Annotated in this window: 21 protein-coding genes; 14 read left to right on the top strand and 7 right to left on the bottom strand. The window is 60.2% G+C overall.

Annotated elements, in window-relative coordinates; all coding sequences use genetic code 11:
• Positions 1–42 precede the first annotated feature (42 nt).
• The 8 genes from GA0061101_RS09060 (at position 43) to GA0061101_RS09025 (ending at position 9,346) form a co-directional block, all read left to right on the top strand.
• Positions 43–996: a sugar-binding transcriptional regulator gene (locus GA0061101_RS09060; RefSeq protein ID WP_037200068.1), complete on the top strand. Its 954-nt coding sequence runs from the start codon at positions 43–45 to the stop codon at positions 994–996.
• Positions 997–1,142: 146 nt separating this feature from the next.
• Positions 1,143–2,459, top strand: a complete 1,317-nt coding sequence (locus GA0061101_RS09055; RefSeq protein ID WP_037200070.1) for an ABC transporter substrate-binding protein — start codon at positions 1,143–1,145, stop codon at positions 2,457–2,459.
• A gap of 148 nt (positions 2,460–2,607) precedes the next feature.
• The gene (locus tag GA0061101_RS09050) at positions 2,608–3,480 is read left to right on the top strand and encodes a carbohydrate ABC transporter permease (protein ID WP_037200071.1); all 873 of its coding nucleotides are present in this window, start codon (positions 2,608–2,610) and stop codon (positions 3,478–3,480) included.
• A 1-nt stretch (position 3,481) separates the two neighbouring features.
• The gene (locus tag GA0061101_RS09045) at positions 3,482–4,324 is read left to right on the top strand and encodes a carbohydrate ABC transporter permease (RefSeq protein WP_037200073.1); all 843 of its coding nucleotides are present in this window, start codon (positions 3,482–3,484) and stop codon (positions 4,322–4,324) included.
• An 11-nt stretch (positions 4,325–4,335) separates the two neighbouring features.
• On the top strand, positions 4,336–5,277 hold the full coding sequence (locus GA0061101_RS09040) for an ABC transporter ATP-binding protein (protein WP_092573499.1): 942 nt from the start codon (positions 4,336–4,338) through the stop codon (positions 5,275–5,277).
• A 210-nt stretch (positions 5,278–5,487) separates the two neighbouring features.
• Entirely contained in the window at positions 5,488–6,969 is a 1,482-nt protein-coding gene (locus GA0061101_RS09035) for a mannitol dehydrogenase family protein (protein WP_092573498.1), read from the top strand.
• Positions 6,970–7,067: 98 nt separating this feature from the next.
• Positions 7,068–7,742: an HAD family hydrolase gene (locus tag GA0061101_RS09030; protein ID WP_092573497.1), complete on the top strand. Its 675-nt coding sequence runs from the start codon at positions 7,068–7,070 to the stop codon at positions 7,740–7,742.
• A 20-nt stretch (positions 7,743–7,762) separates the two neighbouring features.
• Entirely contained in the window at positions 7,763–9,346 is a 1,584-nt protein-coding gene (locus tag GA0061101_RS09025) for an FGGY-family carbohydrate kinase (protein WP_092573496.1), read from the top strand.
• A 28-nt stretch (positions 9,347–9,374) separates the two neighbouring features.
• Here the strand turns inward: GA0061101_RS09025 and GA0061101_RS09020 are convergent, their stop codons facing one another.
• Entirely contained in the window at positions 9,375–10,226 is an 852-nt protein-coding gene (locus GA0061101_RS09020) for a MurR/RpiR family transcriptional regulator (protein WP_047639036.1), read from the bottom strand.
• Between the two features lie 255 nt (positions 10,227–10,481).
• Here GA0061101_RS09020 and GA0061101_RS09015 point away from each other — a divergent pair, with 255 nt between their 5' ends.
• On the top strand, positions 10,482–11,195 hold the full coding sequence (locus GA0061101_RS09015) for a sulfate transporter family protein (protein ID WP_092573495.1): 714 nt from the start codon (positions 10,482–10,484) through the stop codon (positions 11,193–11,195).
• Positions 11,196–11,201: 6 nt separating this feature from the next.
• Here the strand turns inward: GA0061101_RS09015 and nth are convergent, their stop codons facing one another.
• Positions 11,202–11,981, bottom strand: coding sequence for an endonuclease III (nth, locus tag GA0061101_RS09010; protein ID WP_037200082.1), 780 nt, complete (start codon positions 11,979–11,981; stop codon positions 11,202–11,204).
• Positions 11,982–12,003: 22 nt separating this feature from the next.
• Here nth and GA0061101_RS09005 point away from each other — a divergent pair, with 22 nt between their 5' ends.
• Positions 12,004–12,507: a DUF2244 domain-containing protein gene (locus tag GA0061101_RS09005; RefSeq protein WP_092573494.1), complete on the top strand. Its 504-nt coding sequence runs from the start codon at positions 12,004–12,006 to the stop codon at positions 12,505–12,507.
• Between the two features lie 112 nt (positions 12,508–12,619).
• Complete coding sequence (locus tag GA0061101_RS09000) at positions 12,620–13,492, top strand: methylated-DNA--[protein]-cysteine S-methyltransferase (protein WP_047555264.1); 873 nt, start codon at positions 12,620–12,622, stop codon at positions 13,490–13,492.
• Between the two features lie 72 nt (positions 13,493–13,564).
• Here GA0061101_RS09000 and GA0061101_RS08995 read toward each other — a convergent pair whose 3' ends face one another.
• Positions 13,565–14,554, bottom strand: a complete 990-nt coding sequence (locus tag GA0061101_RS08995; protein ID WP_037200086.1) for a sugar-binding transcriptional regulator — start codon at positions 14,552–14,554, stop codon at positions 13,565–13,567.
• A gap of 503 nt (positions 14,555–15,057) precedes the next feature.
• Here GA0061101_RS08995 and tal point away from each other — a divergent pair.
• Positions 15,058–16,023 (top strand): transaldolase, encoded by a 966-nt coding sequence (gene tal / locus GA0061101_RS08990; protein WP_037200087.1) that lies wholly within the window; start codon positions 15,058–15,060, stop codon positions 16,021–16,023.
• Positions 16,024–16,131: 108 nt separating this feature from the next.
• Here tal and GA0061101_RS08985 read toward each other — a convergent pair whose 3' ends face one another.
• From GA0061101_RS08985 to GA0061101_RS08970, 4 genes are all read right to left on the bottom strand, one after another.
• A complete protein-coding gene (locus tag GA0061101_RS08985) occupies positions 16,132–17,295 on the bottom strand; it encodes a CaiB/BaiF CoA transferase family protein (protein WP_047639008.1) in 1,164 nt (387 codons plus the stop codon).
• A 1-nt stretch (position 17,296) separates the two neighbouring features.
• Positions 17,297–17,842: a MaoC family dehydratase gene (locus GA0061101_RS08980; RefSeq protein WP_047555267.1), complete on the bottom strand. Its 546-nt coding sequence runs from the start codon at positions 17,840–17,842 to the stop codon at positions 17,297–17,299.
• Between the two features lie 32 nt (positions 17,843–17,874).
• On the bottom strand, positions 17,875–18,711 hold the full coding sequence (locus GA0061101_RS08975) for an amidohydrolase family protein (RefSeq protein WP_092573493.1): 837 nt from the start codon (positions 18,709–18,711) through the stop codon (positions 17,875–17,877).
• Positions 18,712–18,776: 65 nt separating this feature from the next.
• Positions 18,777–19,568, bottom strand: a complete 792-nt coding sequence (locus tag GA0061101_RS08970) for an IclR family transcriptional regulator (protein WP_037196575.1) — start codon at positions 19,566–19,568, stop codon at positions 18,777–18,779.
• 213 nt (positions 19,569–19,781) lie between these two features.
• Here GA0061101_RS08970 and GA0061101_RS08965 point away from each other — a divergent pair, with 213 nt between their 5' ends.
• Entirely contained in the window at positions 19,782–21,065 is a 1,284-nt protein-coding gene (locus GA0061101_RS08965; RefSeq protein ID WP_376774239.1) for a type 2 periplasmic-binding domain-containing protein, read from the top strand.
• A 187-nt stretch (positions 21,066–21,252) separates the two neighbouring features.
• Positions 21,253–22,146, top strand: a complete 894-nt coding sequence (locus tag GA0061101_RS08960) for a carbohydrate ABC transporter permease (RefSeq protein WP_037196258.1) — start codon at positions 21,253–21,255, stop codon at positions 22,144–22,146.
• Position 22,147: the final 1 nt, after the last annotated feature.

The following is a 22,147-nucleotide window of genomic DNA, read 5'->3' as shown; positions in this document are numbered from 1 at the left end:
TCCGATACTCGGACAAGAGCGCTGTTTCGGTAAAGGAATGCGATGGCGAAGAAGCTGGATTCCCAGGGGCGGCTTGACGACGCGGCGCGAGCCGGGTGGCTCTACTATGTCGCCGGGCGGACACAGGACGAGATTGCGGTCGCCATGGGGATCTCCCGACAATCGGCGCAGAGACTGGTGTCGCTGGCTGTCGCGGAACGGCTGATCAAGGTGCGGCTGGATCATCCGATCGCCGCCTGCCTGGAATATGCCGCCGCGTTGCGCGAGAAATTCAATCTCCGGCATGTCGACGTGGTGCCGAGCGATCCCGACGGCACGTCTTCCACGATCGGCATCGCCCAGGCGGGCGCCGCCGAGATCGAGCGCTGGCTGAGGCGCAGCGATCCGATCGTGCTGGCGATCGGTACCGGCCGCACGCTGAAGGCCGCGGTCGATCAATTGCCTGCCATCGAATGTCTGCAGCATCGCGTGGTGTCGCTGACGGGCAATATCGGCCCGGACGGCTCGGCTGCCTATTACAACGTCATCTTCAGCATGGCCGACGTCATCAAGGCGCGGCACTTTCCGATGCCGCTGCCGGTGCTCGTGTCCTCCGCCGGGGAGCGCGAGCTCCTGCATGCGCAGGCGCTGGTGCGTTCGACGCTCGATATCAGCGCGCAGGCCGACGTGACCTTCGTCGGTATCGGCGAGATGGGCATCGAGGCGCCCCTTTGCCTCGACGGCTTTCTCGAGAAGGATGAGATGCTGGCGCTGATGAAGCGCGGCGCTGCCGGCGAGATCTGCGGCTGGGTCTTCGATGGCGAGGGGAAGCTGATGCCTGATGACGTCAACGATCGCGTCGCAAGCGCGCCCCTGCCGTCGCGCGACACCTCTTCCGTCATTGGAATCGCCAAGGGAAGACGCAAGTTCGAGGCGATCAAAGCGGCCGTCGTTGGCCGCCAAATCAACGGTTTGATTACCGATGAGGCTGTTGCCGAATTTTTGCTCAGGGCGTGAGCAAAAAATATAGTCCATGAAAACAAATAGATAGGTTGTTTGCACGGCAATGCAGCAACGAATTCGCATTGACATTTTGTCGCAAGAGGTGAGTAATTGCCCACGAGCAAAGCGAATGCTCATTTTTAATCTTCTGGGAGGAAGATATGAAATTGAAAACCATATTGCTGAGCGCCTGCTCGGCCCTGATGTTTGCCGGCTTGGCGTCTGCTGAAACCCTTACAATTGCGACAGTCAACAATGGCGACATGGTCCGTATGCAGAAGCTTACGGACGATTTCAAAGCCAAGAACCCCGATATCGACCTGCAATGGGTCACCCTTGAAGAAAACGTATTGCGCCAGAAGGTTACGACCGACATCGCCACCAAGGCGGGCCAATACGACGTTCTGACGATCGGCACCTATGAAGTGCCGATCTGGAGCAAGCTCGGCTGGCTCGCCCCGCTCGACAAGCTCTCCGGCGACAAGAACTATGATGTGAATGACCTGCTCCCGGCCATTCGCAGCGGCCTGACCACGGACGGCAAGCTTTACGCTGCGCCGTTCTATGGCGAAAGCTCGATGGTGATGTACCGCAAGGACCTGTTCGACAAGGCCGGCCTGAAGATGCCGGATGCGCCGACCTGGGATTTCATCGCCGATGCTGCCCGCAAGATCACCGACAAGGATCATGAAGTCTACGGCATCTGCCTCCGCGGCAAGGCCGGCTGGGGCGAGAACATGGCGTTCCTGACGGCGATGTCGAATTCGTTCGGCGCGCGCTGGTTCGACGAGAAGTGGAAGCCGCAGTTCGATCAGCCGGAGTGGAAGAACACGCTCGACTTCTACGTCAAGCTGATGAAGGACGCCGGCCCTCCGGGCGCATCGTCGAACGGCTTCAACGAAAACCTGTCGCTCTTCCAGACCGGAAAGTGCGGCATGTGGATCGACGCGACGGTTGCAGCTTCGTTCGTTTCCGACCCGAAGCAGTCGAAGGTGGCAGACAAGGTCGGCTTCGCGCTGGCTCCGGACAAGGGCCTCGGCAAGCGTGGCAACTGGCTCTGGGCATGGAACCTCGCCATCCCGGCCTCTTCGAAGAAGACCGAGGCCGCCGAGAAGTTCATCGCCTGGGCAACCAGCAAGGATTACACCAACCTTGTCGCCCAGAAGGAAGGTTGGCTGAACGCACCTCCCGGCACCCGTACGTCACTCTATGCGAGTGCGGATTACCAGAAGGCTGCGCCTTTCGCGAAGATGACGCTCGACTCGATCAACTCTGCTGATCCGACGCATCCGACCGTCAAGCCGGTTCCCTATGTCGGCGTCCAGTTCGTGGCGATCCCCGAATTCCAGGGCATCGGCACGGCCGTCGGCCAGCAGTTCTCCGCAGCCCTTGCCGGCCAGATCTCCGTGGATCAGGCTCTCAAGGCCGCACAGCAGCTGACCAGCCGCGAAATGACGAAGGCTGGTTATCCGAAATAGAAGCCGTTGAAGGTATGGAAAGCAGTGCTCCTCTCGGGTATTGCTTTCCACCAGGCCGCCGAGCGCCCGCATTGCCCTTGGCGGCCCTTTTTATTTCAGCCGGTCCACGGCCACCTCTCCCTGCTTAAAAGATAGGTCGGTACTTGCCATGGCAACGTTGCACACCCGTTCCACCGCGCGCATCATGATGGCGCCATCGGTTCTCCTCCTCTTTGCGTGGATGATCGTCCCGCTCGTGATGACGATCTATTTCTCGACGCTGAATTACAATCTCCTGTCGCCCGGCGCGCACGACTTCGTCGGTTGGCTCAACTTCGAATACTTCTTAAGCGATCCGGCCTTCCTGAGTTCGTTGATCGTGACGCTGTTGCTCGTCGGTGGTGCGTTGCTGATTACCGTGGTCGGCGGCATAGCGCTGGCACTCCTTCTTGATCAGCCGATCTTCGGCCAGGGCATCGTGCGCATGCTGGTGCTTGCGCCCTTCTTCGTGATGCCGACGGTCGCCGCCCTCATCTGGAAGCATATGTTCATGAACCCGGTGAACGGGCTGCTGGCGCATCTCTTCCGATTGTTCGGGCTCGATCCGCTGACCTGGCTGGAGACCGTTCCGCTGCTGTCGGTCATTATCATCGTCGCCTGGCAGTGGCTTCCCTTCGCCACGCTCATCCTGCTCACCGCTTTGCAGTCGCTGGACGAAGAGCAGAAGGAAGCCGCCGAAATGGACGGCGCAGGCCCGGTTTCGAAGTTCATCTATATCACCCTGCCGCATCTGGCCCGCGCCATTACGGTCGTGATCCTGATCGAGACGATCTTCCTTCTGTCCGCCTTCGCCGAAATCCTCGTCACCACCAATGGCGGCCCGGGCACGGCGACGACCAATCTCACCTATCTTGTCTATTCGCAGATCGTGCTGTCGCAGGATGTCGGCGGCGCATCGGCGGGCGGCATCATCGCAGTCATCCTCGCCAATATCGTCGCGATCTTCCTGATGCGCGCGGTCGGCAAGAATCTGGAGGCTTAAGATGGCACGCAAAGTCACTACGCAACGCAAGGTGCTCATGTCGGTGGTCGCCTGGATCGTCGCCCTGCTCATCTTCTTCCCGATCCTGTGGACGATCCTGACGAGCTTCAAGACGGAAGGCGATGCGATCGCCTCGCCGCCACAGTTCCTCTTCTTTCACTGGACGCTGGAGAATTATTTCGAGGTGCAGTCGCGCTCGGATTACTTCCTCCACTTCGGCAACTCGGTCATCATCGCCTTCGGCTCGACGATCCTCGGCCTCATCGTCGCCGTTCCGGCCGCCTGGGCCATGGCATTTTCGCCGACCAAGCGGACCAAGGACGTGTTGATGTGGATGCTGTCCACGAAGATGATGCCGCCGGTCGGCGCCTTCATCCCGATCTATCTGCTGTTCCAAGGTTTCGGGCTGCTCAACAACCAGTTCGCCAGCCGGGTGGGTATGGTGGTCGTGCTGATGCTGATCAATCTGCCGATCATCGTCTGGATGCTCTACACCTACTTCAAGGAGATCCCCGGCGAGATCCTCGAAGCCGCCCGCATGGACGGCGCGACGCTGGCAAAGGAGATCATCTACGTGCTGACGCCGATGGCGATCCCCGGCCTTGCCTCGACGATGTTGCTCAACATCATCCTCGCCTGGAACGAAGCCTTCTGGACGCTCAACCTGTCCGCCGTCGACGCGGCGCCGCTGAGCACCTTCATCGCCTCCTATTCCAGCCCGGAGGGCCTGTTCTATGCCAAGCTTTCGGCGGCATCGACCATGGCGATCGCCCCGATCCTGATCCTCGGCTGGTTTAGTCAAAAACAACTCGTTCGCGGCCTTACCTTCGGCGCGGTTAAGTAAGGGAGAGAAACATGGGTAGCATTGTCCTTAAGAAGGTTTCTAAGGTCTTTGGCGAAGCCAAGGTCATCCCTTCCATCGACCTCGAAATCAGCAATGGCGAGTTCGTGGTGTTCGTCGGCCCGTCGGGTTGCGGCAAATCCACGCTGCTGCGTCTGATCGCCGGCCTCGAAGACGTCTCCGGCGGGCAGATTCTGATCGACGGCAAGGACGGCACCAATCTGAAGCCGTCCGACCGAGGGTTGGCCATGGTGTTCCAGTCCTATGCGCTCTATCCCCATATGAGCGTACGCAAGAACATCGCCTTTCCGCTGAAGATGGCGAACCTGCCGCAGGCGGAGATCGACAGGAAGGTGTCAGACGCAGCACGCGTCCTCAACCTGACCGATTATCTGGAGCGCAAGCCTCGCCAGCTTTCCGGCGGCCAGCGTCAGCGCGTCGCCATTGGCCGGGCCATCGTGCGCCAGCCGGCAGCCTTCCTGTTCGACGAACCCTTGTCGAACCTGGACGCGGCGCTGCGCGTCAACATGCGCCTCGAGATCAGCGAGCTGCATCAGCAGCTGAAGACGACGATGGTCTATGTGACGCACGATCAGGTGGAAGCCATGACCATGGCCGACAAGATCGTCGTGCTCAACCGCGGCAACATCGAGCAGGTGGGCTCGCCGCTGGAGCTCTATAAGAGACCGCGCAATCTCTTCGTCGCCGGCTTCATCGGCTCGCCGAAGATGAATTTCGTCAAGGGCGCCTATGCGCAGAGTCTTGGCGGCGACACGATCGGCGTTCGGCCGGAGCATGTCCTGCTGTCGACCACCTCGGGCGACTGGCAGGGCAAGGTAACCGTCGCCGAGCACCTTGGTTCCGACACGTTCCTGCATATCGACGTCGACGGGATCGGTGTCATGACGGCACGCGGTTCCGGCGATTTCCCGGCCCGCGCCGGAGATACCGTCTAGCTGACGCCGGACAAGTCGCAGATTCACCGGTTCAACGCCGAGGGATTGTCGATCTGAGCCCCGCGCCGACGCCTTGCTCGCCGCATGCGCTCGGCAAATGCATCTGTCCCGGTCCGCATCCATCGATATCAGCGGGCCGGGAAGCATACCAGCCGGAGCGGTCCTCCCAAGCCGCCCGGAGCCAGAGACCTTTCCAGAAGGACTAGAGACATGACGTGCAAACTATCGCTCGCAACTCTCCAGGAGGCGGCCGCAACAGCCGCCATTCCCGCATATGATCCGAAGTCGCTGTCGGCGGGCATCGTGCATTTCGGTGTCGGTAATTTCCATCGCGCGCATCAAGCAATCTATCTCGACGACCTGTTCAACGCCGGCCACGACCATGACTGGGCGATCATCGGCGCGGGCGTGCTGCCGTCCGATGCCGCCATGCGGGAGAAGCTCGCCGCGCAGGACTTTCTGACGACCGTCGTCGAGCAGGACAACAACCGCACGGCTGCCCGCGTCACTGCGCCCATGGTCGGCATCCTGCCGGTCGGCGATGCCAAGACGATCATCGCCAAGCTTGCCGATCCCTCCATCCGCATTGTCTCGATGACGATCACCGAAGGCGGCTATTTCATCGATGCCTCGGGCAAGTTCAATCCGGCCCATCCGGCGATCGTCGCCGACGGGCAGAACCCGGATGCGCCTAAGACGGTGTTCGGCCTTATTGTCGCCGGCCTCAAGGCGCGCCGCGCTGCCGGTCTGCAGCCGTTCACCGTCATGTCCTGCGACAATATCCCTCATAATGGCGGCGTCACCAAAGCCGCCGTCATCGGTACGGCGCGGCTTTCCGATCCGGCCTTTGCCGACTGGATCGCCGAAAATGTCGCCTTCCCGAACGGCATGGTCGACCGCATCACGCCGGCGACCGGCACGCGCGAGATCGATCTGCTCAAGGATGTCTTCGATATCGAGGACAATTGGCCCGTCTATTGCGAGGAATTCAAGCAGTGGGTGCTGGAAGACAATTTTCCGGCAGGCCGCCCGGCGCTTGAGAAGGTCGGCGTCACCTTCGTTCCAGATGTCACGCCCTATGAGCACATGAAGATCCGCATCCTCAATGGCGGTCATGCGGCCATCGCCTATCCGGCGGCACTGATGGATGTGCATTTCGTGCATGAGGCGATGGAGGAACCGTTGATCCGCGCCTATCTCGCCAAGCTCGAGAATGACGAGATCATCCCCGTCATTCCGCCGGTGCCGAACACGGTGCTCGCGGATTACTTCAAGCTGATCGAGCGGCGCTTCTCCAATCCGAAGATCGCCGACACCATTCCGCGTCTGGCGCAGGACGGCTCCAACCGCCAGCCGAAGTTCATCCTGCCGTCCACGGCAGACCGCCTCGCCCGCGGCGAGGATGTGGTCGGTCTCGCGCTGGTCTCCGCCCTGTGGTGCCGATATTTCGCCGGCAAGACGGACAGCGGCCAGGACATCGTCTTCAACGATGCCAGTGCCGACCGGCTGCACGAAGCCGCTTTGAAGGCAAAGGACGATCCGGATGCCTTCCTCGTGTTCGACGATATCTTCGGCACCGTCGCCAAATCCGATCTCTTCCGCAAGCGCTTCGCGCATGCCCTAAAAACGCTGTGGGAAAAGGGTACCCGCGTCACCCTGCAGCTATACCTGGACAACAAACTCGCGGAATAACTTTTGAACGGTCGGAGTTCTCCTGCTCCGGCCGTTTTTCATTGTCATGTCGATATTAGGGTCGGCGGGACAGCAACAGAATTCGGGTTGGATCTACGATGACCGATGCGAAGAAGGGACTCGTAATCTTCGATTGCGATGGCGTGCTTGTCGATAGCGAGCCGCTGTCGGTCAGCGTGCTCATCCGGGCGATGCACGATGTCGGCGTGGATATGAGCGAGGAGGATGTCTACAGCCGCTTTCTCGGCAAGAGCCTCGCGACGCTCGTCGACACGCTGCAGACGGAATTCGACGTTTTCATCGACCAGGTTTTCCTCGATCGCATCCGCAACGATCTCTACGAGCGCTTCAAGCACGAGCTGAAGCCGATCGACGGCATTGCGGCAACGCTGGATGCACTGACGCTTCCCCGTTGCGTCGCGTCTTCGAGCCAGCTGGAACGTATCCGGCTCTCGCTCGGGGTGACCGGCCTTTTGCAGCGGCTGGAGCCGAACATCTTCAGCGCCAGCATGGTCAAGCGGGGCAAGCCCGCACCCGATCTTTTCCTCTTTGCCGCCAAACGGATGGGGGTCGCTCCAGGAGATTGCATCGTCATCGAAGACAGTCCGGCGGGGATCACGGCGGCGCGGGCGGCGGGCATGACGGTCTTCGCGTTTACCGGTGGTTCGCATGCTCATTCACCCAGTTATCGCGCGGAACTGGAGCAGCTTTCTCCGGAAGTCGTGTTTGACGCGATGCCGGATTTGATACAACTTGTCCGCAACAAGAGATAAGTGGTCGGGACCTCTTTTGCATGCGTGATCACGTGGTTGCGGTCGATATCGGCACAGGCAGCGCACGCGCCGGTGTCTTCACGGCGAACGGCTCACTGCTGGGAAAAAGCGAATTTCCGATCCTGATGAATCGCCCGCGTGAAAACCACGCCGAGCATGATTCCGAGGACATTTGGGCCGCCGTCTGCGCGGCCGTTCGTAGTGCGGTGAAGGTCTCCGGTGTCGATGCATCCGCTATCGGCGCGATCGGATTCGACGCTACCTGTTCGCTGGTCGTGCGCGACAGGCAGGGCAGGCAGTTGACGGTTTCCACAGGAGGCGAGGCCCGTTTCGATACCCTCGTCTGGCTCGATCACCGGGCGCTTGCCGAGGCGGATTACTGCACGGCGACTAGGCACGAGGTTCTCGACTATTCCGGCGAGTTCATGTCGCCGGAAATGGAAATGCCGAAGCTGATGTGGCTGAAAGAGAACCTGCCGGAAAGCTGGGTGCAGGCCGGCTATTTCTTCGATCTAGCGGATTTCATGACCTGGAAGGCAACGGGATCGCCAGCGCGCTCGCGCTGCACGCTCGTGGCGAAATGGAACTATCTCGCCCATCGCCAACCGGGCTGGCAGGCGGATTTCCTGAACGTGATCGGCCTCGGCGACCTGCGCGAGCGCGGCGGTCTGCCCGAAGAGAGCGTTCCCGTCGGAAAGAGCATGGGAACGTTGACGGCGGAGGCTGCCGAAGCGCTGGGGCTGGACCGCGCCTGCCATGTTGGCGCCGGCATGATCGACGCCTATGCGGGTGCGCTCGGCGCGCTCAGTGGGCATGCCGGGGATCCCGGCACTCTGGAACGCCAGCTGGCGCTCATCGCCGGAACGTCGAGCTGCATCGTCTCCCTCGCGCGCGAACGAAAGCGTAGCACCGGCATGTGGGGTCCTTATTACGAGGCCGTCTTTCCAGGCATGTGGCTTGCCGAAGCCGGGCAATCGGCAACGGGCGCTCTGCTCGACCATATCGTCAGCATGCACGCGGCGGGCGGCCAGCCGACGGCGGCATTGCATGACCGTATCGTCAAGAGGATCGCGGAGCTTCGGCTTGCCGAGGGCGAATCCCTCGGCGGACGCATCCATGTGCTACCCGATTTTCATGGCAATCGGTCACCGCTGGCCGATCCGCACGCGATGGGCGTTATCAGCGGTATGACGCTTGACGCCTCCTTCGATGGCCTTTGCCGGCTCTATTGGCGTACCAGCATCGGCATAGCGCTCGGTATCCGCCATATCCTCGACAGGATGCGCGACTATGGCTACGTGCATGACACGCTGCATGTCGCAGGCGGCCATGTGAAGAACTCGGTGCTCATGGAGCTCTATTCCGACGTCACCGGCTGCAGGGTCGTCGTTCCGAAAATGAACGAGGCGGTGCTGCTCGGGACCGCAATCGCGGCTTCCGTTTCCTGTGGTCTTCATGAAAGCCTGGCTGTTGCTGGCGCCGCTATGTATCCGGGCGGTTACGAACGTCTGCCTGACACCGGCAAGAAGGCGCTTTACGATCGCGAATACAGGCGCTTCCTTGCCATGTATCGGCATCGGGCCGAACTGGACGCGATGGAATAGGCGGGTCGGCTTGCCGCGAGGGCGTCCGCTACCGCAGCGGTGCATAGGCAAACATGCCTTGCAGCTCTTCGATCCGGCGAATTCTGGTTTCCGCGGTTTCGCCGGCGGCTTGGATGACGGCTATGGCCAGGAATTCCAGCAGCGACATCATGGCCGAGAGGTTCTCGCGGCTATTGGCCCGTTGAGGCGGCAGCGAAAGCGTGATGTTTGCGAATTCATGCGCCCATTCCGTGAATTGGCCGGTTGCCAGCAGCACCTTGTGTCCGGCGCGACGAGCGGAACGTGCCAACAGCCGCGATGCGACGAAGCGCGGCGAATCGATGACGATGAGCAGCTCGTCTTGGGACTGCCCGCCTAGCAGCTCGACATAGCTGCCGTTGGCCCCGTCGAGGAAGAGCACATGATCGCGGGCAAATGTCAGGCGGTCGCAGAAATGGCGCCCGAGACCTGCGAGGCTGGGATGGGCGGTGATGAAGACATTCCCGGATGAAAGGATCGTTGTCACCGCTTCCAGCCATTGCGGCTGGTTGGCGAGATTGTAGATATGCTGCAGCATCTCGACCTGTTCGGCGATCTGGGTTGCGAGCGGGCGACCCTCGCTGGCGTCCTTCTGAAGCTGCTCCAGAATGTTAGGCAAGTGTAACGTAACCGGGGCCAGGTTGTCTTTCAGATGGACCTTTATTCCATCCAGTCCGTGATAGCCGAGAGATCGCAGGAAACGCCCAACTGTCATCGGGCTCAATTCCAGTCTATCGGCCACGGAGGAGGCCGTCTCGAAGGGCAGTTCATTCAGGTGCTCAGAGAAATACTTGGCAATACGTCGCTCGGCCGGTGTGCCAACCTTTATATATTCCCTAAGTTTCTGGCTAAGGTCTTCCAAATTTTGCGCCTCGCTGACGGTCTTTCCGATGTCTGGTCGCACCAACTGCTGGAACAATCGGGCGCGCAGATTTCACAAAGCCGCCGATCTTGTTTTGGTTGTTGTTCTTAATATGACTCGCAGAATATATTAGCTTAAACTTTATTACAACAATGCAAATTTTTAATTGAGCGTATTCGTATGTCGGCGGAGATATTGATATCGGCGTCGCCGATACCTAGGTGTCGGTTCACCAACCAGGAGATGTCGACCCGAATGATTGTTCTTGCTGTGCGCCTTTCCCTGGCAAACCTCTTCGCACCGGAAACGCGCAAGGTCTTCTGGAAGGTTCTTGGCCTGACCTTGCTGGCGCTCGCCGCGTTCTGGTTCCTGCTGCGCGGCGTGTTCAATTCTTTCGTTCTGCCCTGGCTGCAAGGTTTCATGCCGTCCACTTCGGATTGGACGAGTTGGCTTACATTCTTCCTCGCCATTCTGGCCGGCATCGCGCTGGCGCTCGCAATGGCGTTACTGATCTCGCCAGTGACGGCATTGATTGCCGGCCTGTTTCTGGACGATGTGGCCGAGGTCGTGGAAAGGCGCGACTATCCTTCCGATCCACCGGGAAAGGCCATGCCGTTCGCAGCAGCGATGAAAAGCTCGGTGCGGTTTCTGGGCGTGGTCATCGTTGGCAATATCGTGGCGCTGTTCCTGCTTTTCATTCCGGGCGTCAATCTGATCGCCTTCTTTCTGGTGAACGGCTATCTGCTCGGCCGGGAATTCTTCGAATTCGCCGCGATGCGGTTTCGTTCGCCGGAAGAGACGCGGCAGTTCCGCGTCAAGCACGCCTTCACGGTGTTCCTCGCCGGCCTCGCGATCGCCGCTTTCCTCGCCATCCCCCTTCTCAATCTGCTGACGCCGCTATTTGCAGCTGGCATGATGGTGCATCTGCACAAGCTGATCTCGCGCCGGGAGATGGGTCTGCGTGTGTAGCGGGATCTAGCCGGCGGCTTCTGCACCGATGATCTGAGCGGGTAGTTCGACCAGCGGGGCGGGGATGTCCCAGGTCTTTTCGGGCGAGCGACAGAGATCCGCAATGACGCAACGCTCGCATTCCGGCTTGCGCGCCTTGCAGCAATAGCGCCCATGCAGGATCAGCCAATGGTGGGCGTGGTAGAGATATTGGTCAGGGACCACCTTCATCAGCCGTTGTTCGACTTCGTCGGGCGTTTTGCCGGGCGCCAACAGCAGCCGGTTGGCAATGCGGAAGATGTGCGTGTCGACGGCCATCGTCGCCTGACCGAAGGCCATCGACAGCACGACGTTCGCGGTCTTGCGGCCGACGCCCGGCAAGGTCATCAACTCTTCACGCGTCCGTGGCACCTCGCCGCCGAAATCCGTGATCAGCTTTTCCGACAGCGCCACGACGTTCTTGGCCTTGTTGCGGTAAAGGCCGATCGTCTTGATGTAGTCGCGGATGCGTTCCTCGCCGAGATCGAGCATCTTCTGTGGCGTATCGGCAATGGCGAAGAGGGCGCGGGTCGCCTTGTTGACGCCGGCATCGGTCGCCTGTGCCGATAGCGCCACGGCAACGACGAGGGTGAAGGGATTGACGTGCTCCAGCTCGCCCTTCGGCTCGGGCCGCTGAATGGAGAAGCGGCGGAAGATTTCTTCCAAATCCGCTTTCGAATAAAGGCTCTTCGACGCCGGCTTGCGGCCTGCGGTCGCATTTGACTTTTTCGCGTTTTGGGCGCTGGATTTGATCTTGGGATTTGCCATGAACGACCTATACTCAAGTCCTATGATGGAACGCAACGCCGATACTGCGGCAGACGGCAACAGGCCGGTTTTCGCCGCCGAATTGTTCCCCCATCGCTCGCTGGGACGAAAGGGGTTCAGGATCATGCTGGCCCTGGCAGGTGCCTTCTGCCTCTTCTACAGCGTTCTGTTTGTCGCCGTGGGCGCATGGCCGATCGGCCTCTTCTTCGGCGCTGATTTCTTCCTGCTTTACGGGGCCTTCTGGCTGAATTACCGTTCCGGGCGCGTGTGGGAGGAGGTCACGGTGTCGCGTACCAATGTCTCCATCCGCAAATTCTCGCCCACCGGGCGAATGGTGGAGCATCGCTTCAATCCGTTCTGGACGCGTCTCCTCGTTCGCCGCCATCATGAAATTGGCGTCGTATCCATGCATGTTCGCGACAGACACCACGATACCGATGTCGGCTCCTTCCTCAATCCGGAAGATCGGGAGAGTTTTGCCAAGGCTTTCAAGCGTGCCTTGGCGACGGTGACGCAGCGGATATGAGCGGGCCTGTCAAAACCGACGGCATCACATTTTCGCAGGCGGGCCGTCCGCGCAAGAAACGGGTGGTTTTGCCTCCGTTGCCGTGGTTTTCTCCTTTCCAAGGAGAAAGATCATGAATGCGATTGCACAGTTGAAGCACGACATCACGCCGCAGGGTCAGGACTACGAGACCGTTCGGCGGGTCATCGAGCTCATCACCGAGGAATATCGCGACCAGCCATCGCTGGAGATGCTCGCCGATCGGCTCAGCCAGTCGCCGACCCAGTTGCAGAAGACGTTCACCCGCTGGGCCGGGCTGTCGCCCAAGGCCTTTCTGCAGGCGGTGACCCTAGACCATGCCAAGCGCCTGCTGCGCCAGGAAGATCTGCCGCTTCTCGAGACCTCGTTCGAAGTCGGCCTTTCCGGCCCGAGCCGGCTGCACGATCTCTTCGTCACGCATGAGGCGATGTCGCCGGGCGAATGGAAGGCCAGGGGCAGTGGTCTGGTGATGCGCTACAGTTTCCACATCTCGCCGTTCGGTCTTGCCTTGATCATGGTCACGGATCGTGGCCTCGCCGGACTTGCCTTCAGCGATTCCGGCAATGAAAGGGCTTGCCTGGAAGACATGACCTGCCGTTGGCCGAATGCGCAATTCATCGAGGATTCGCAGGCGACGGCGCCCTACGCGGCGCGCATTTTCGAACGGTCGAACTGGTCGAGCGATCAGCCGCTGCGCGTTGTGCTGATCGGCTCGGATTTCCAGCTGCGCGTCTGGGAAAGCCTGTTGAAGATTCCGATGGGCCGCGCCGTGACCTATTCAGATATCGCCAGTGATATCGGCCAGCCGACGGCGATGCGGGCGGTGGGGGCAGCCGTCGGCCGCAACCCGATCTCCTTCGTCGTGCCGTGCCATCGCGCGCTCGGCAAGAACGGCCAGCTTACGGGCTACCATTGGGGGCTGACGCGCAAGCGCGCGATGCTGGGATGGGAAGCGGGCGACGCTTGAGGGTTTGTGTATTCTTGAAGGTTTTGAGTTTGCCGAACCTACGTAACCCTCCGCAAACACGGAATTAACTGATCAAGCCGCCTTCGCCATAGCCATCTGCAACAGCGCCTTGGCGGCACTCTCGTCCGTGATCAGCGTGTTGCAGCCGATGCGCTTGATGGTGGCGCTGATCGCCTGGGCGCGGTGCGCGCCGCCTGAAGAAAGGACGATATGCTTGGCTTTCTTCAATGTGTCGAGGTCGACGGACATGACGCGTTTGTTGATGGGGTGATCGACGGAATTGCCCTCGGCGTCGAGGAAGTTGAACATGGTATCGCAGACGCAGCCGGCGTCGATCAGCTGCTGCAACTCGCTCTTTGAAATGAAACCCTCCGACAGCGACGTCGATTGCGGGCCGATGTCGCCGCAGCTGACGATGGCCAGGTCGAGGTTCTCCGCCAGCCGGTAGATCGCTTCCAGGCCGCATTTTTCGATGAGGTTGTGCTTGGTCTCGATGGAATCGACCAGCAATGGCGCCAGGAACATGTAGCATTCCGCGCCGAGCTGGCTCGCCAGACGCCACGTGTAATCGATCGGGTTGGTCTGATGGACGGCGACGATGCCGCCGAGCAGGGAGACCACCTTGCAATTGTCACGCCGGGGAGGGCGGAAGCTTGCAAGAGAGGCCGTCATCGTCCGGCCCCAGCCGACCCCGATCGTATAATTGTCCGGGATCGCCTCCGTCAGGAACTGGCCGAGCGCCAAGCCAACGCTTTTTGCCTGCGCGTTGACGTCGCCACCGGCTGGCTCGGGAACCACGATCGCCTCGTCAAGCCCATAGGTGCGCTCCAGCTTGATTGCCAGCTCGACGCAATCGTCGATGCCTTCGGTGATCCAGATCTGCACCTCGGCACGGCGCATCGCCTCGTCGAGCAGGCGGATGACCGTGGTTCGGCTGATGCCCAGCTGTTCGGCGACATCTTTCTGCGTCAGGCCCTGGTTGTAGTAGAGCCATGCGGCGCGAAGCCTCAGGGACGACGTCTCCGAATAGGCGGTATGCGTCCCGCGTCTCAGTTTGGCCACAGGTCCTCCGGCATGATTGTCGCATGCGCCTTTTAGCGTCATGATCGCCCCGACCAGGAATTGTGGCGATGGCGGATGACAGGGGCAGGCGAGATCGGCTCTTCTGCTGCCGATATTCTATGACATGAAACTTATGTCAATTGAATTGCACAAATGTCCTTGACTTTTCGTTGCCAGATTGCTGATAGTCGGTGCTGAGGAATTCGGTCTTGTCCAATCGAGGAGGACAATGTGCGAGTGTTGCTCCGAGCAAGTGCCAGACCGGACATGGGACCATATAGGGCGCCCGGTGCCGGTGAAAAGCTTGTCGTCGGAAGGTTGTTTGTTCACCGCTCGGCCGTTCACCGGAAATGGAACTTTCGCGCTTTTTATCCCGTTATCGACACATAGGAGAAGGAAGGGCGCGCTCCGCCTGACGCCTTCAAGCCGTCCATCGACCGGACGGAATTTGCAGCCCGGCATCTCCCCATTCAAATGGGCCTCATTCAACAAGGATACCTGTTATGACTTCCAAGCTTGACCAACTCCGCGCCATGACCACGGTCGTGGCCGACACCGGCGATATCGAGGCTGTCGCACGCCTGAAGCCGGTGGATTGCACCACCAACCCGACCATCGTACTCAAGGCGCTCGGCACGCCGATGTTCGCCGATGCGATCAAGGAAGCCGTCGCCTGGGGCAAGAAGCAGGGCGGTGCGTCGGAAGCAGTGATTCACGCCGTGGCAGACCGTCTGGCCATCTCCGTCGGCGCTGCGCTGTCCGGCCTCGTCCCCGGCCGTGTTTCGACCGAAGTCGACGCCGACCTGTCCTTCAATACCGAAGCCTCGCTCGCCAAGGCTCGCTCCATCATCGCTTCCTACAAGGAGCGGGGCATCGAGCGCGACCGCATCCTGATCAAGCTTGCTTCCACCTGGGAAGGCATCCGCGCCGCCGAAGTGCTGCAGAAGGAAGGCATCGACTGCAACCTGACGCTGCTGTTCAGCAAGGCTCAGGCCGTTGCCTGCGCCGATGCGAAGGTCTTCCTGATCTCGCCCTTCGTCGGCCGCATCCTCGACTGGTACAAGAAGTCGACCGGCAAGGATTACACGCCGGAAGAAGATCCGGGCGTTCTGTCCGTTCGCGAGATCTACAACTACTACAAGGCCAACGACATCAAGACGATCGTCATGGGCGCCTCTTTCCGCAGCGCTGCCGAAGTCGAAGCTCTGGCCGGTTGCGATCGCCTGACGATCAGCCCGAACCTGCTCGACGAGCTCGCCAAGGACGAAGGCAAGCTGGAGCGCAAGCTCTCGCCGGAAAACAAGACCCCCGTCGCCAAGATCACCGTCGACGAGAAGACCTTCCGCTGGATGATGAACGAAGACGCAATGGCCACCGAAAAGCTCTCCGAAGGCATCCGCGCCTTCGCCAAGGATCTTGGCACGCTACGCGCCATGGTCAGCAAGGAACTGCAGCTCGCTGCTGCCTGAGGCGGTTTGGCTCTCCTTTAAGGGGAGCTGTCATTTTGAGAGGGTGCCGCAGCAATGCGGCACCCCTTTATGTTTTCGCGGGTGCGGCGGATGAGAAGTCTGAGAAGACTACCGACCCTCAATAAACTCCGCCCGGATCTTATCCGACTGACTACCGATCGCCGGCGCAGCCAATCCGTTCTTGGCTCGTACGCCGTTCACGCGGATCGGGCTTGCCGTCGTCTGCACGGAGACGTCATCGCCGCGCGTGACGGTCTGCAGCATGTCGAGTTGGCGGAAGGCTGACGTCTGCAGCAGCTTCGGCCAGTCGAGTACTTCCGCCGCCCAGATATCGGCGGGTTCCATTATATCAAGCCATTCCCTGATCGCCTTTTGCTTAAGGCGGCTAGCGATCAGGCTCTTGATCTCGTCGCGGCGCTGAAAGGCATCGTCCGGCGTGTAGTCGGCAAGGGCAGGGAGGTTCAGCAGCGGGGCAAGCTTCGCCAGCGGCATCATCGCCAGCGCCAGCCAGCCATCGGCACAGCGATAGACACCATACGGGGCTGCGAGATAGGCGTGGGCGTTGCGCACGGCGGATTTCTTGGGAAGGCGCCCGCCATCATTCAGGTGCGTGGTCAGTACCTCGAACTGGAAATCGACCATTGCTTCCAGCAGGCTCGTTTCGACATGAACGCCGCGCCCGGTCACGCCACGCCGCACCAGGCCGGCAAGGATCGCCTGGACGAGGAGGTTGCCGGCCAGCATGTCGGCGACGGCAAGCCCGAATGGCACCGGTCCGTCATCGGCTTCGCCATTCAGCCACATGGCGCCGGAGCGGGCCTGGGCGAGCAGGTCCTGTCCCGGAAAATGCCGCCACTCATTGTCGGGGCCATAGCCGGTAATGCTGCCATAGACGATGCGCGGATTGATGGCGGCGACGGAGGCATAATCGAGGCCGAGCCTCTCGATGACGCCGGGGCGGAAATTCTGGATCACGACATCGGCCTTGGCGATCAGCGTGCGCAGTTCCTGTAGATCGCTTTCATCCTTCATGTTGACGGCAAAGCTCTCCTTGCCGCGGTTAATGGCATGAAACAGCGTGGAATCGCCGCCGATCTCGGTGTCGCTGAGATAGAGCCGGCGGCAGAGATCGCCGCCGTCGGGCCGCTCGATCTTGATGACGCGCGCGCCGAGATCGCCGAGCCGCAGGGCGGCCATCGGTCCCGCAAGAAACTGGCTCATATCCAGCACGATAATGCCGGAAAGCAGGCCCTCTTCGTTTTTCGTAGTCATGTCAGGCTTTCAGCGGCGGCGCGTCCGCCGGACGGCCGTTCTTGTAGCGCACGGTCTGGATATGCTCGCAATAAAGCACCAATTCGCCTTCGCCCTTGAAGACCTCGTAAGAAGAGCGGATCAGGCCGAGTTCGGCATATTTCGGCTGCTTATCCAGATTGGTGCGGATGGTGTAGATGGTGTCGCCGATGAAGGTGGGTTTGATGAAGCGCAGCTTGTCATAACCATAGGAAAAGGCGTTGACGCAGTTGGTAGCCACAAGCCCGAGGCCGGCGGAAAAGACGAAGGCGCCGGCGACGAGCCGCTTGCCGAACAGGCCTTCGGTTTCGGCAAAGATCTGGTCGCTGACATAGGGGTGCATGTCGAGCACCAGCGCGTTGAACTGCTGGGACTCGCCCTCGGAGATCGTGCGGCGCAGCGAGCGGATCTTGTGGCCGACTTCGAAATCCTCATAGAACCAGTTTTCCGCATTCCAGACGGGAATCTCCGCGTGATCGGCCGGCATGGTCTTCGGATAGGTGCTGGATACGCCGACGGTGGCGGTCATGGCATTGTCTTTCGATGGAAAACTGTCCGGCCTCAGAGAGACCAGAGGCGCTTGGCGTTGAGATGATAAAGCCTGTTGCGTTCGTCGGCGCTGACGCCTTGCATCAGCGCATGGGTGGCGGCGACCCAGGTGGAGATATTGCCTCCGAGGGTGCAGACCGGCCAGTCACTGCCCCAGATGACGCGGTCCCAGCCGAAGCTTGCGATGCAGTGTTCGACAAAAGGACGCAGCGTTTCGGGCGTCCAGTTGTCGGGATCGGCATAGGCCACAACACCGGAAATCTTGACGACGACATTCGGACGTCTGGCAATTTCTGTGATCCCTGACGACCAGCTCTCACTGAGCCCATCCTTGACAGCCGGCACGCCGCAGTGATCGAGAATGAAGCTGACGTCGGGGTTGAGGTCGACGAGCGCGACCGCCTTGGATATCTGGTGCGGCAGAACGCAGAGGTCGAAGGTGAGGCGAGTGCCGGCGAGCCGTTTCAGGTTCTCGCGGAACAGTGCCCCTTCGGAAACATCATCCTGCACCACATGCAGCACGCGACGGAAGCCCTTGACGAAGGGATCGGCAAGCACGCGTTCGAGGTAGGCGGGAAAATCTGTACTCTCAGGACGGCAGGCGGCGATGACGCCGCGCAGGAGGCTACCCGGCTCGCGGCTCAGGCTTTTGACATAGTCGGTTTCCCGCTCGATATCGGTCTCCGCGACATCGACTTCCATGTGAAGCGTGTCGGCTATGCCGAGCCGCTTCGCCTCGCGGGCATAGTCCTCGTAGAGGCTGTCGCGATTGAGCGCACCGGCGTCGGTCAGCCAGGGATAGGCGAGACGTTTCCGGTCGACGATGTGCAAGTGGCTGTCGAAAAGCATGGCGTTCCTCCCATACCTGCTTGCCCAACATATACTCACAGAAGAATAGTTTATTCAAATAAAAATTATAGTTCAGCCTTGTCGACCGTGCCGGCCACGGTTTCGGAGATCTGTTTTGCGGCGTCCCGCACATATTCGATGACTTGATCGTAGGTGGGCGCCTTGGGGTTGACGGGCTCGATATAGGGACAGGTAAGAGCGGCAAGCCCATTGCCGTCCATGGCCAGAACCGGCGCGGAAATGTTGCGCACGCCACTGGTCTGCAGGCTGTCCATGGTCTCATAGCCCTTTTCGCGGATCGCCCGCAGCTTCTCCTCGAGATCGGCAGGCGGTTCCTCGGCGTCCTGCTCCTGACGCCTTTGCTCGTTGATCATCATCTGCCGCTGCTTGTCATCCCGGAATGCGAGGAGGATGTGACCCGATCCGGTGTTGTAGAGATTGATCTGGGCGCCGACCCGGATCGAGATGCCCCAATAGGTCGGCGAATCCTGCTGGGCGATGACGACGACCGAGCCGCGATCGTAGATCGCCAGATGACAGGCCTGTTCGGCCCGATTGGAGAATTCGCGCATCAGCGGCGTGGCGAAGGAGACGAGCCGGCGCACCGGCGCATGATAATGCGCCAGGCCAAAGAGCTTCAGCGTCAGATAGAAGCGATCGCCATCCTGCCTCTGCACGTAGCCGCGCCGCACCAGGCGGTCGAGCATACGGTAGAATTCGTTCGGGCTTTTGTTGAGCGCCTTGGCGATTTCCGCCTGCGTCAGGCCGCCATCGATCGTCGCGAGCAGCTCAAGGATATCCAGCCCCTTGTCCAATGCCGGCGCGCGATAGCGATCACTGTCGTCTTCTACATTCATCAACAGGCCCCCTGAACGAAGAAACATGAATCATCATTCATATATGAATGACTGCATTTTACAAGCGTGCGATCACGGCTTGACGGCATATGAATAAGATGTTTACTTATAAATCATTGATCCATATTTGGGTCGAGAGGACTATCGGACAAGGGGTCCGGTTTTTTGGGAGGAATTTCGATGAGGAATTGGAGGGCCGGTCTTGCTGCCGGCATGATGGCATTGCTTGCGAGTACTTCGGTCTTCGCCGCCGATCTGCCCGGCAAGTTTCCGGGTGTGACGATCGACGCCAAGCTCATCGGCGGCCAGCAATATGAGCCGCTTTATGCACGCATTTCCGAGTGGGAGAAGGAAACGGGCGCTAAGGTCAACATCCTGTCCAAGAAGAACCATTTCGAGCTCGACAAGGAAATCAAGTCCGACATGGCCTCGGGCAGCATCTCCTGGTGTGTCGGCTCGAACCACTCGTCCTTCGCGCCTCAGTACCCCGACCTCTATACCGACCTCGGTAAGCTGCTGCCCAAGGAAGAAATCGGCCAGTTCGTCGATTCCACCATTCAGGCCTCGACCATCGATGGCCGCCTGATCATGCTGCCGCGCGCCCAGTTCGACGTTTCGGCGCTCTATTACCAGAAGAGCCTCTACAACGACGACGCCAAGAAGACTGCCTTCAAGGCCAAGTATGGTTACGACTTGGCGCCGCCGAAGACCTGGAAGGAAGTCTCCGATCAGGCAATCTTCTTCTCCAATCCGCCGAACTTCTTCGGCACTCAGTTCCCCGGCAAGGAAGAGGCCATCAACGGCCGCTTCTTTGAAATGCTGGTCGCCGAGGGCGGCGAATATCTCGATAAGGACGGCAAGCCGGCCTTCAATTCCGAAGCCGGCGTGCGTGCGCTCGACTGGTTCGTCAACATGTACAAGGCGAAGGCCGTTCCGGCCGGTACGACCAATTATCTCTGGGACGATCTGGGCGCTGGCTTTGCTTCCGGCTCCATCGCGCTCGATCTCGATTGGCCGGGCTGGGCGACTTACTTCAACGATCCGAAGTCCTCGAAGGTCGCCGGCAATGTCGGCGTCGTCGTGCAGCCCGTTGGCTCCTCCGGCAAGCACACTGGCTGGTCCGGTCACCACGGCTTCTCGGTAACCGAGGCTTGCGCCCACAAGGATGCGGCTGCTTCGCTCGTATGGTTCCTGACCAACGACGACTCGCAGAAGCTCGAAGCTGCCAACGGAACGCTGCCGACCCGCAAGGCGGTCTGGGAGTGGGACATCCAGCAGGCTGCTTCCGACCCCTACAAGAAGGAAGTGCTGAGCACCTTCCAGGAATCGATGAAGTACGCCTTCCCGGTTCCGCGCACGCCGCAATGGATCGAAATTTCCAACGTCGTCTATCCGGAACTGCAGGCGGCCATTCTCGGTGACAAAACCTCCAAGCAGGCGCTCGACACCGCGGCCCAGAAGGCAACCGATGTCCTGAAGGACGCCGGCGCGCTGTAAGCGATGCAATCGAAGTCCCGCGCGGCAAGTGCGCGGGACTTCTGCAATCTGACTTCGAGAATGGCTTTCGACCTGCGCCGCAAGGAGCCGGTCTATCCAGCCGGTTTCGTGCCGGCCTCTCGTCCTCACGCAATCCATTCCAAGCAGTCCGGGCCACGCTGCCGAGGAATGCCGACAGGTGCAAACCATGTTCAAAAAGATATCTCCACCGGTCCTGCTACTTCTTCCGGCGATCATCGTTCTTGTCGCCGTGGTGCTGTTTCCGTTGCTTCTGTCCTTCTATTCGAGCTTCACGCCGTTTCGCCTGACACGGCCGGCCACGCTCTTTACCTTCATCGGCCTGCGCAACTACATCCGCATCCTCACCGATCCAGTGTTTCTAGCCGCTTTCGTGCGCACCGTCGTGCTGCTGACGATCGCGCTCAATCTGGAAATGCTGCTCGGCCTCGGATTGGCTCTTCTGGTCAACAAGGCGACGCACGGCAAGCGCATCCTGCGCACGTTGATGATGTTCCCGATGATGTTTTCGCCTGTTCTCGTCGGCTTCCAGTTCAAATTCATGTTCAATGACAATGTCGGCATCATCAACAATGCCCTGCAATCCCTAGGCATCACAAACGATGCCATCCCCTGGCTGATCGACGGCAATCTGGCGCTGTTTTCAATCATCGTCGCGGAAGTCTGGTCGTCGACGTCGGTCTTCGCCATCCTCATTCTGGCCGGCCTCTTCGCCATGCCGCAGGAGCCGGTCGAGGCCGCCAAGGTCGATGGCTGTACCGGCTGGCAGACCTTCCGTTACGTGACCTGGCCGTTTCTGATGCCCTTTGCCTTCATCGCCATGACGATCCGTTCGCTCGACGTCGCCCGCGCCTACGACATCGTCAAGATCATGACCGATGGCGGCCCGGCGCGGCGCACGGAGCTGATCTGGACGCTGGTCGGGCGCACCGCCTATGCCGACGCGCAGATGGGTCTCGCCAACGCCATGGCCTATGTCTCGATTATCCTGTCGATCGCCTTCACAGTCTATTTCTTCCGTAAGCTGGCGCTTGCCCGCACCCAGATAGGAGCGGAGTGGTAAT

The sequence above is a fragment of the Martinezella lusitana genome, from assembly GCF_900094565.1.
Lineage (GTDB): Bacteria > Pseudomonadota > Alphaproteobacteria > Rhizobiales > Rhizobiaceae > Rhizobium > Rhizobium lusitanum.
The sequence above is the reverse complement of the archived record's forward strand: the minus strand, read 5'-3'. Positions and strand labels throughout refer to the sequence as shown.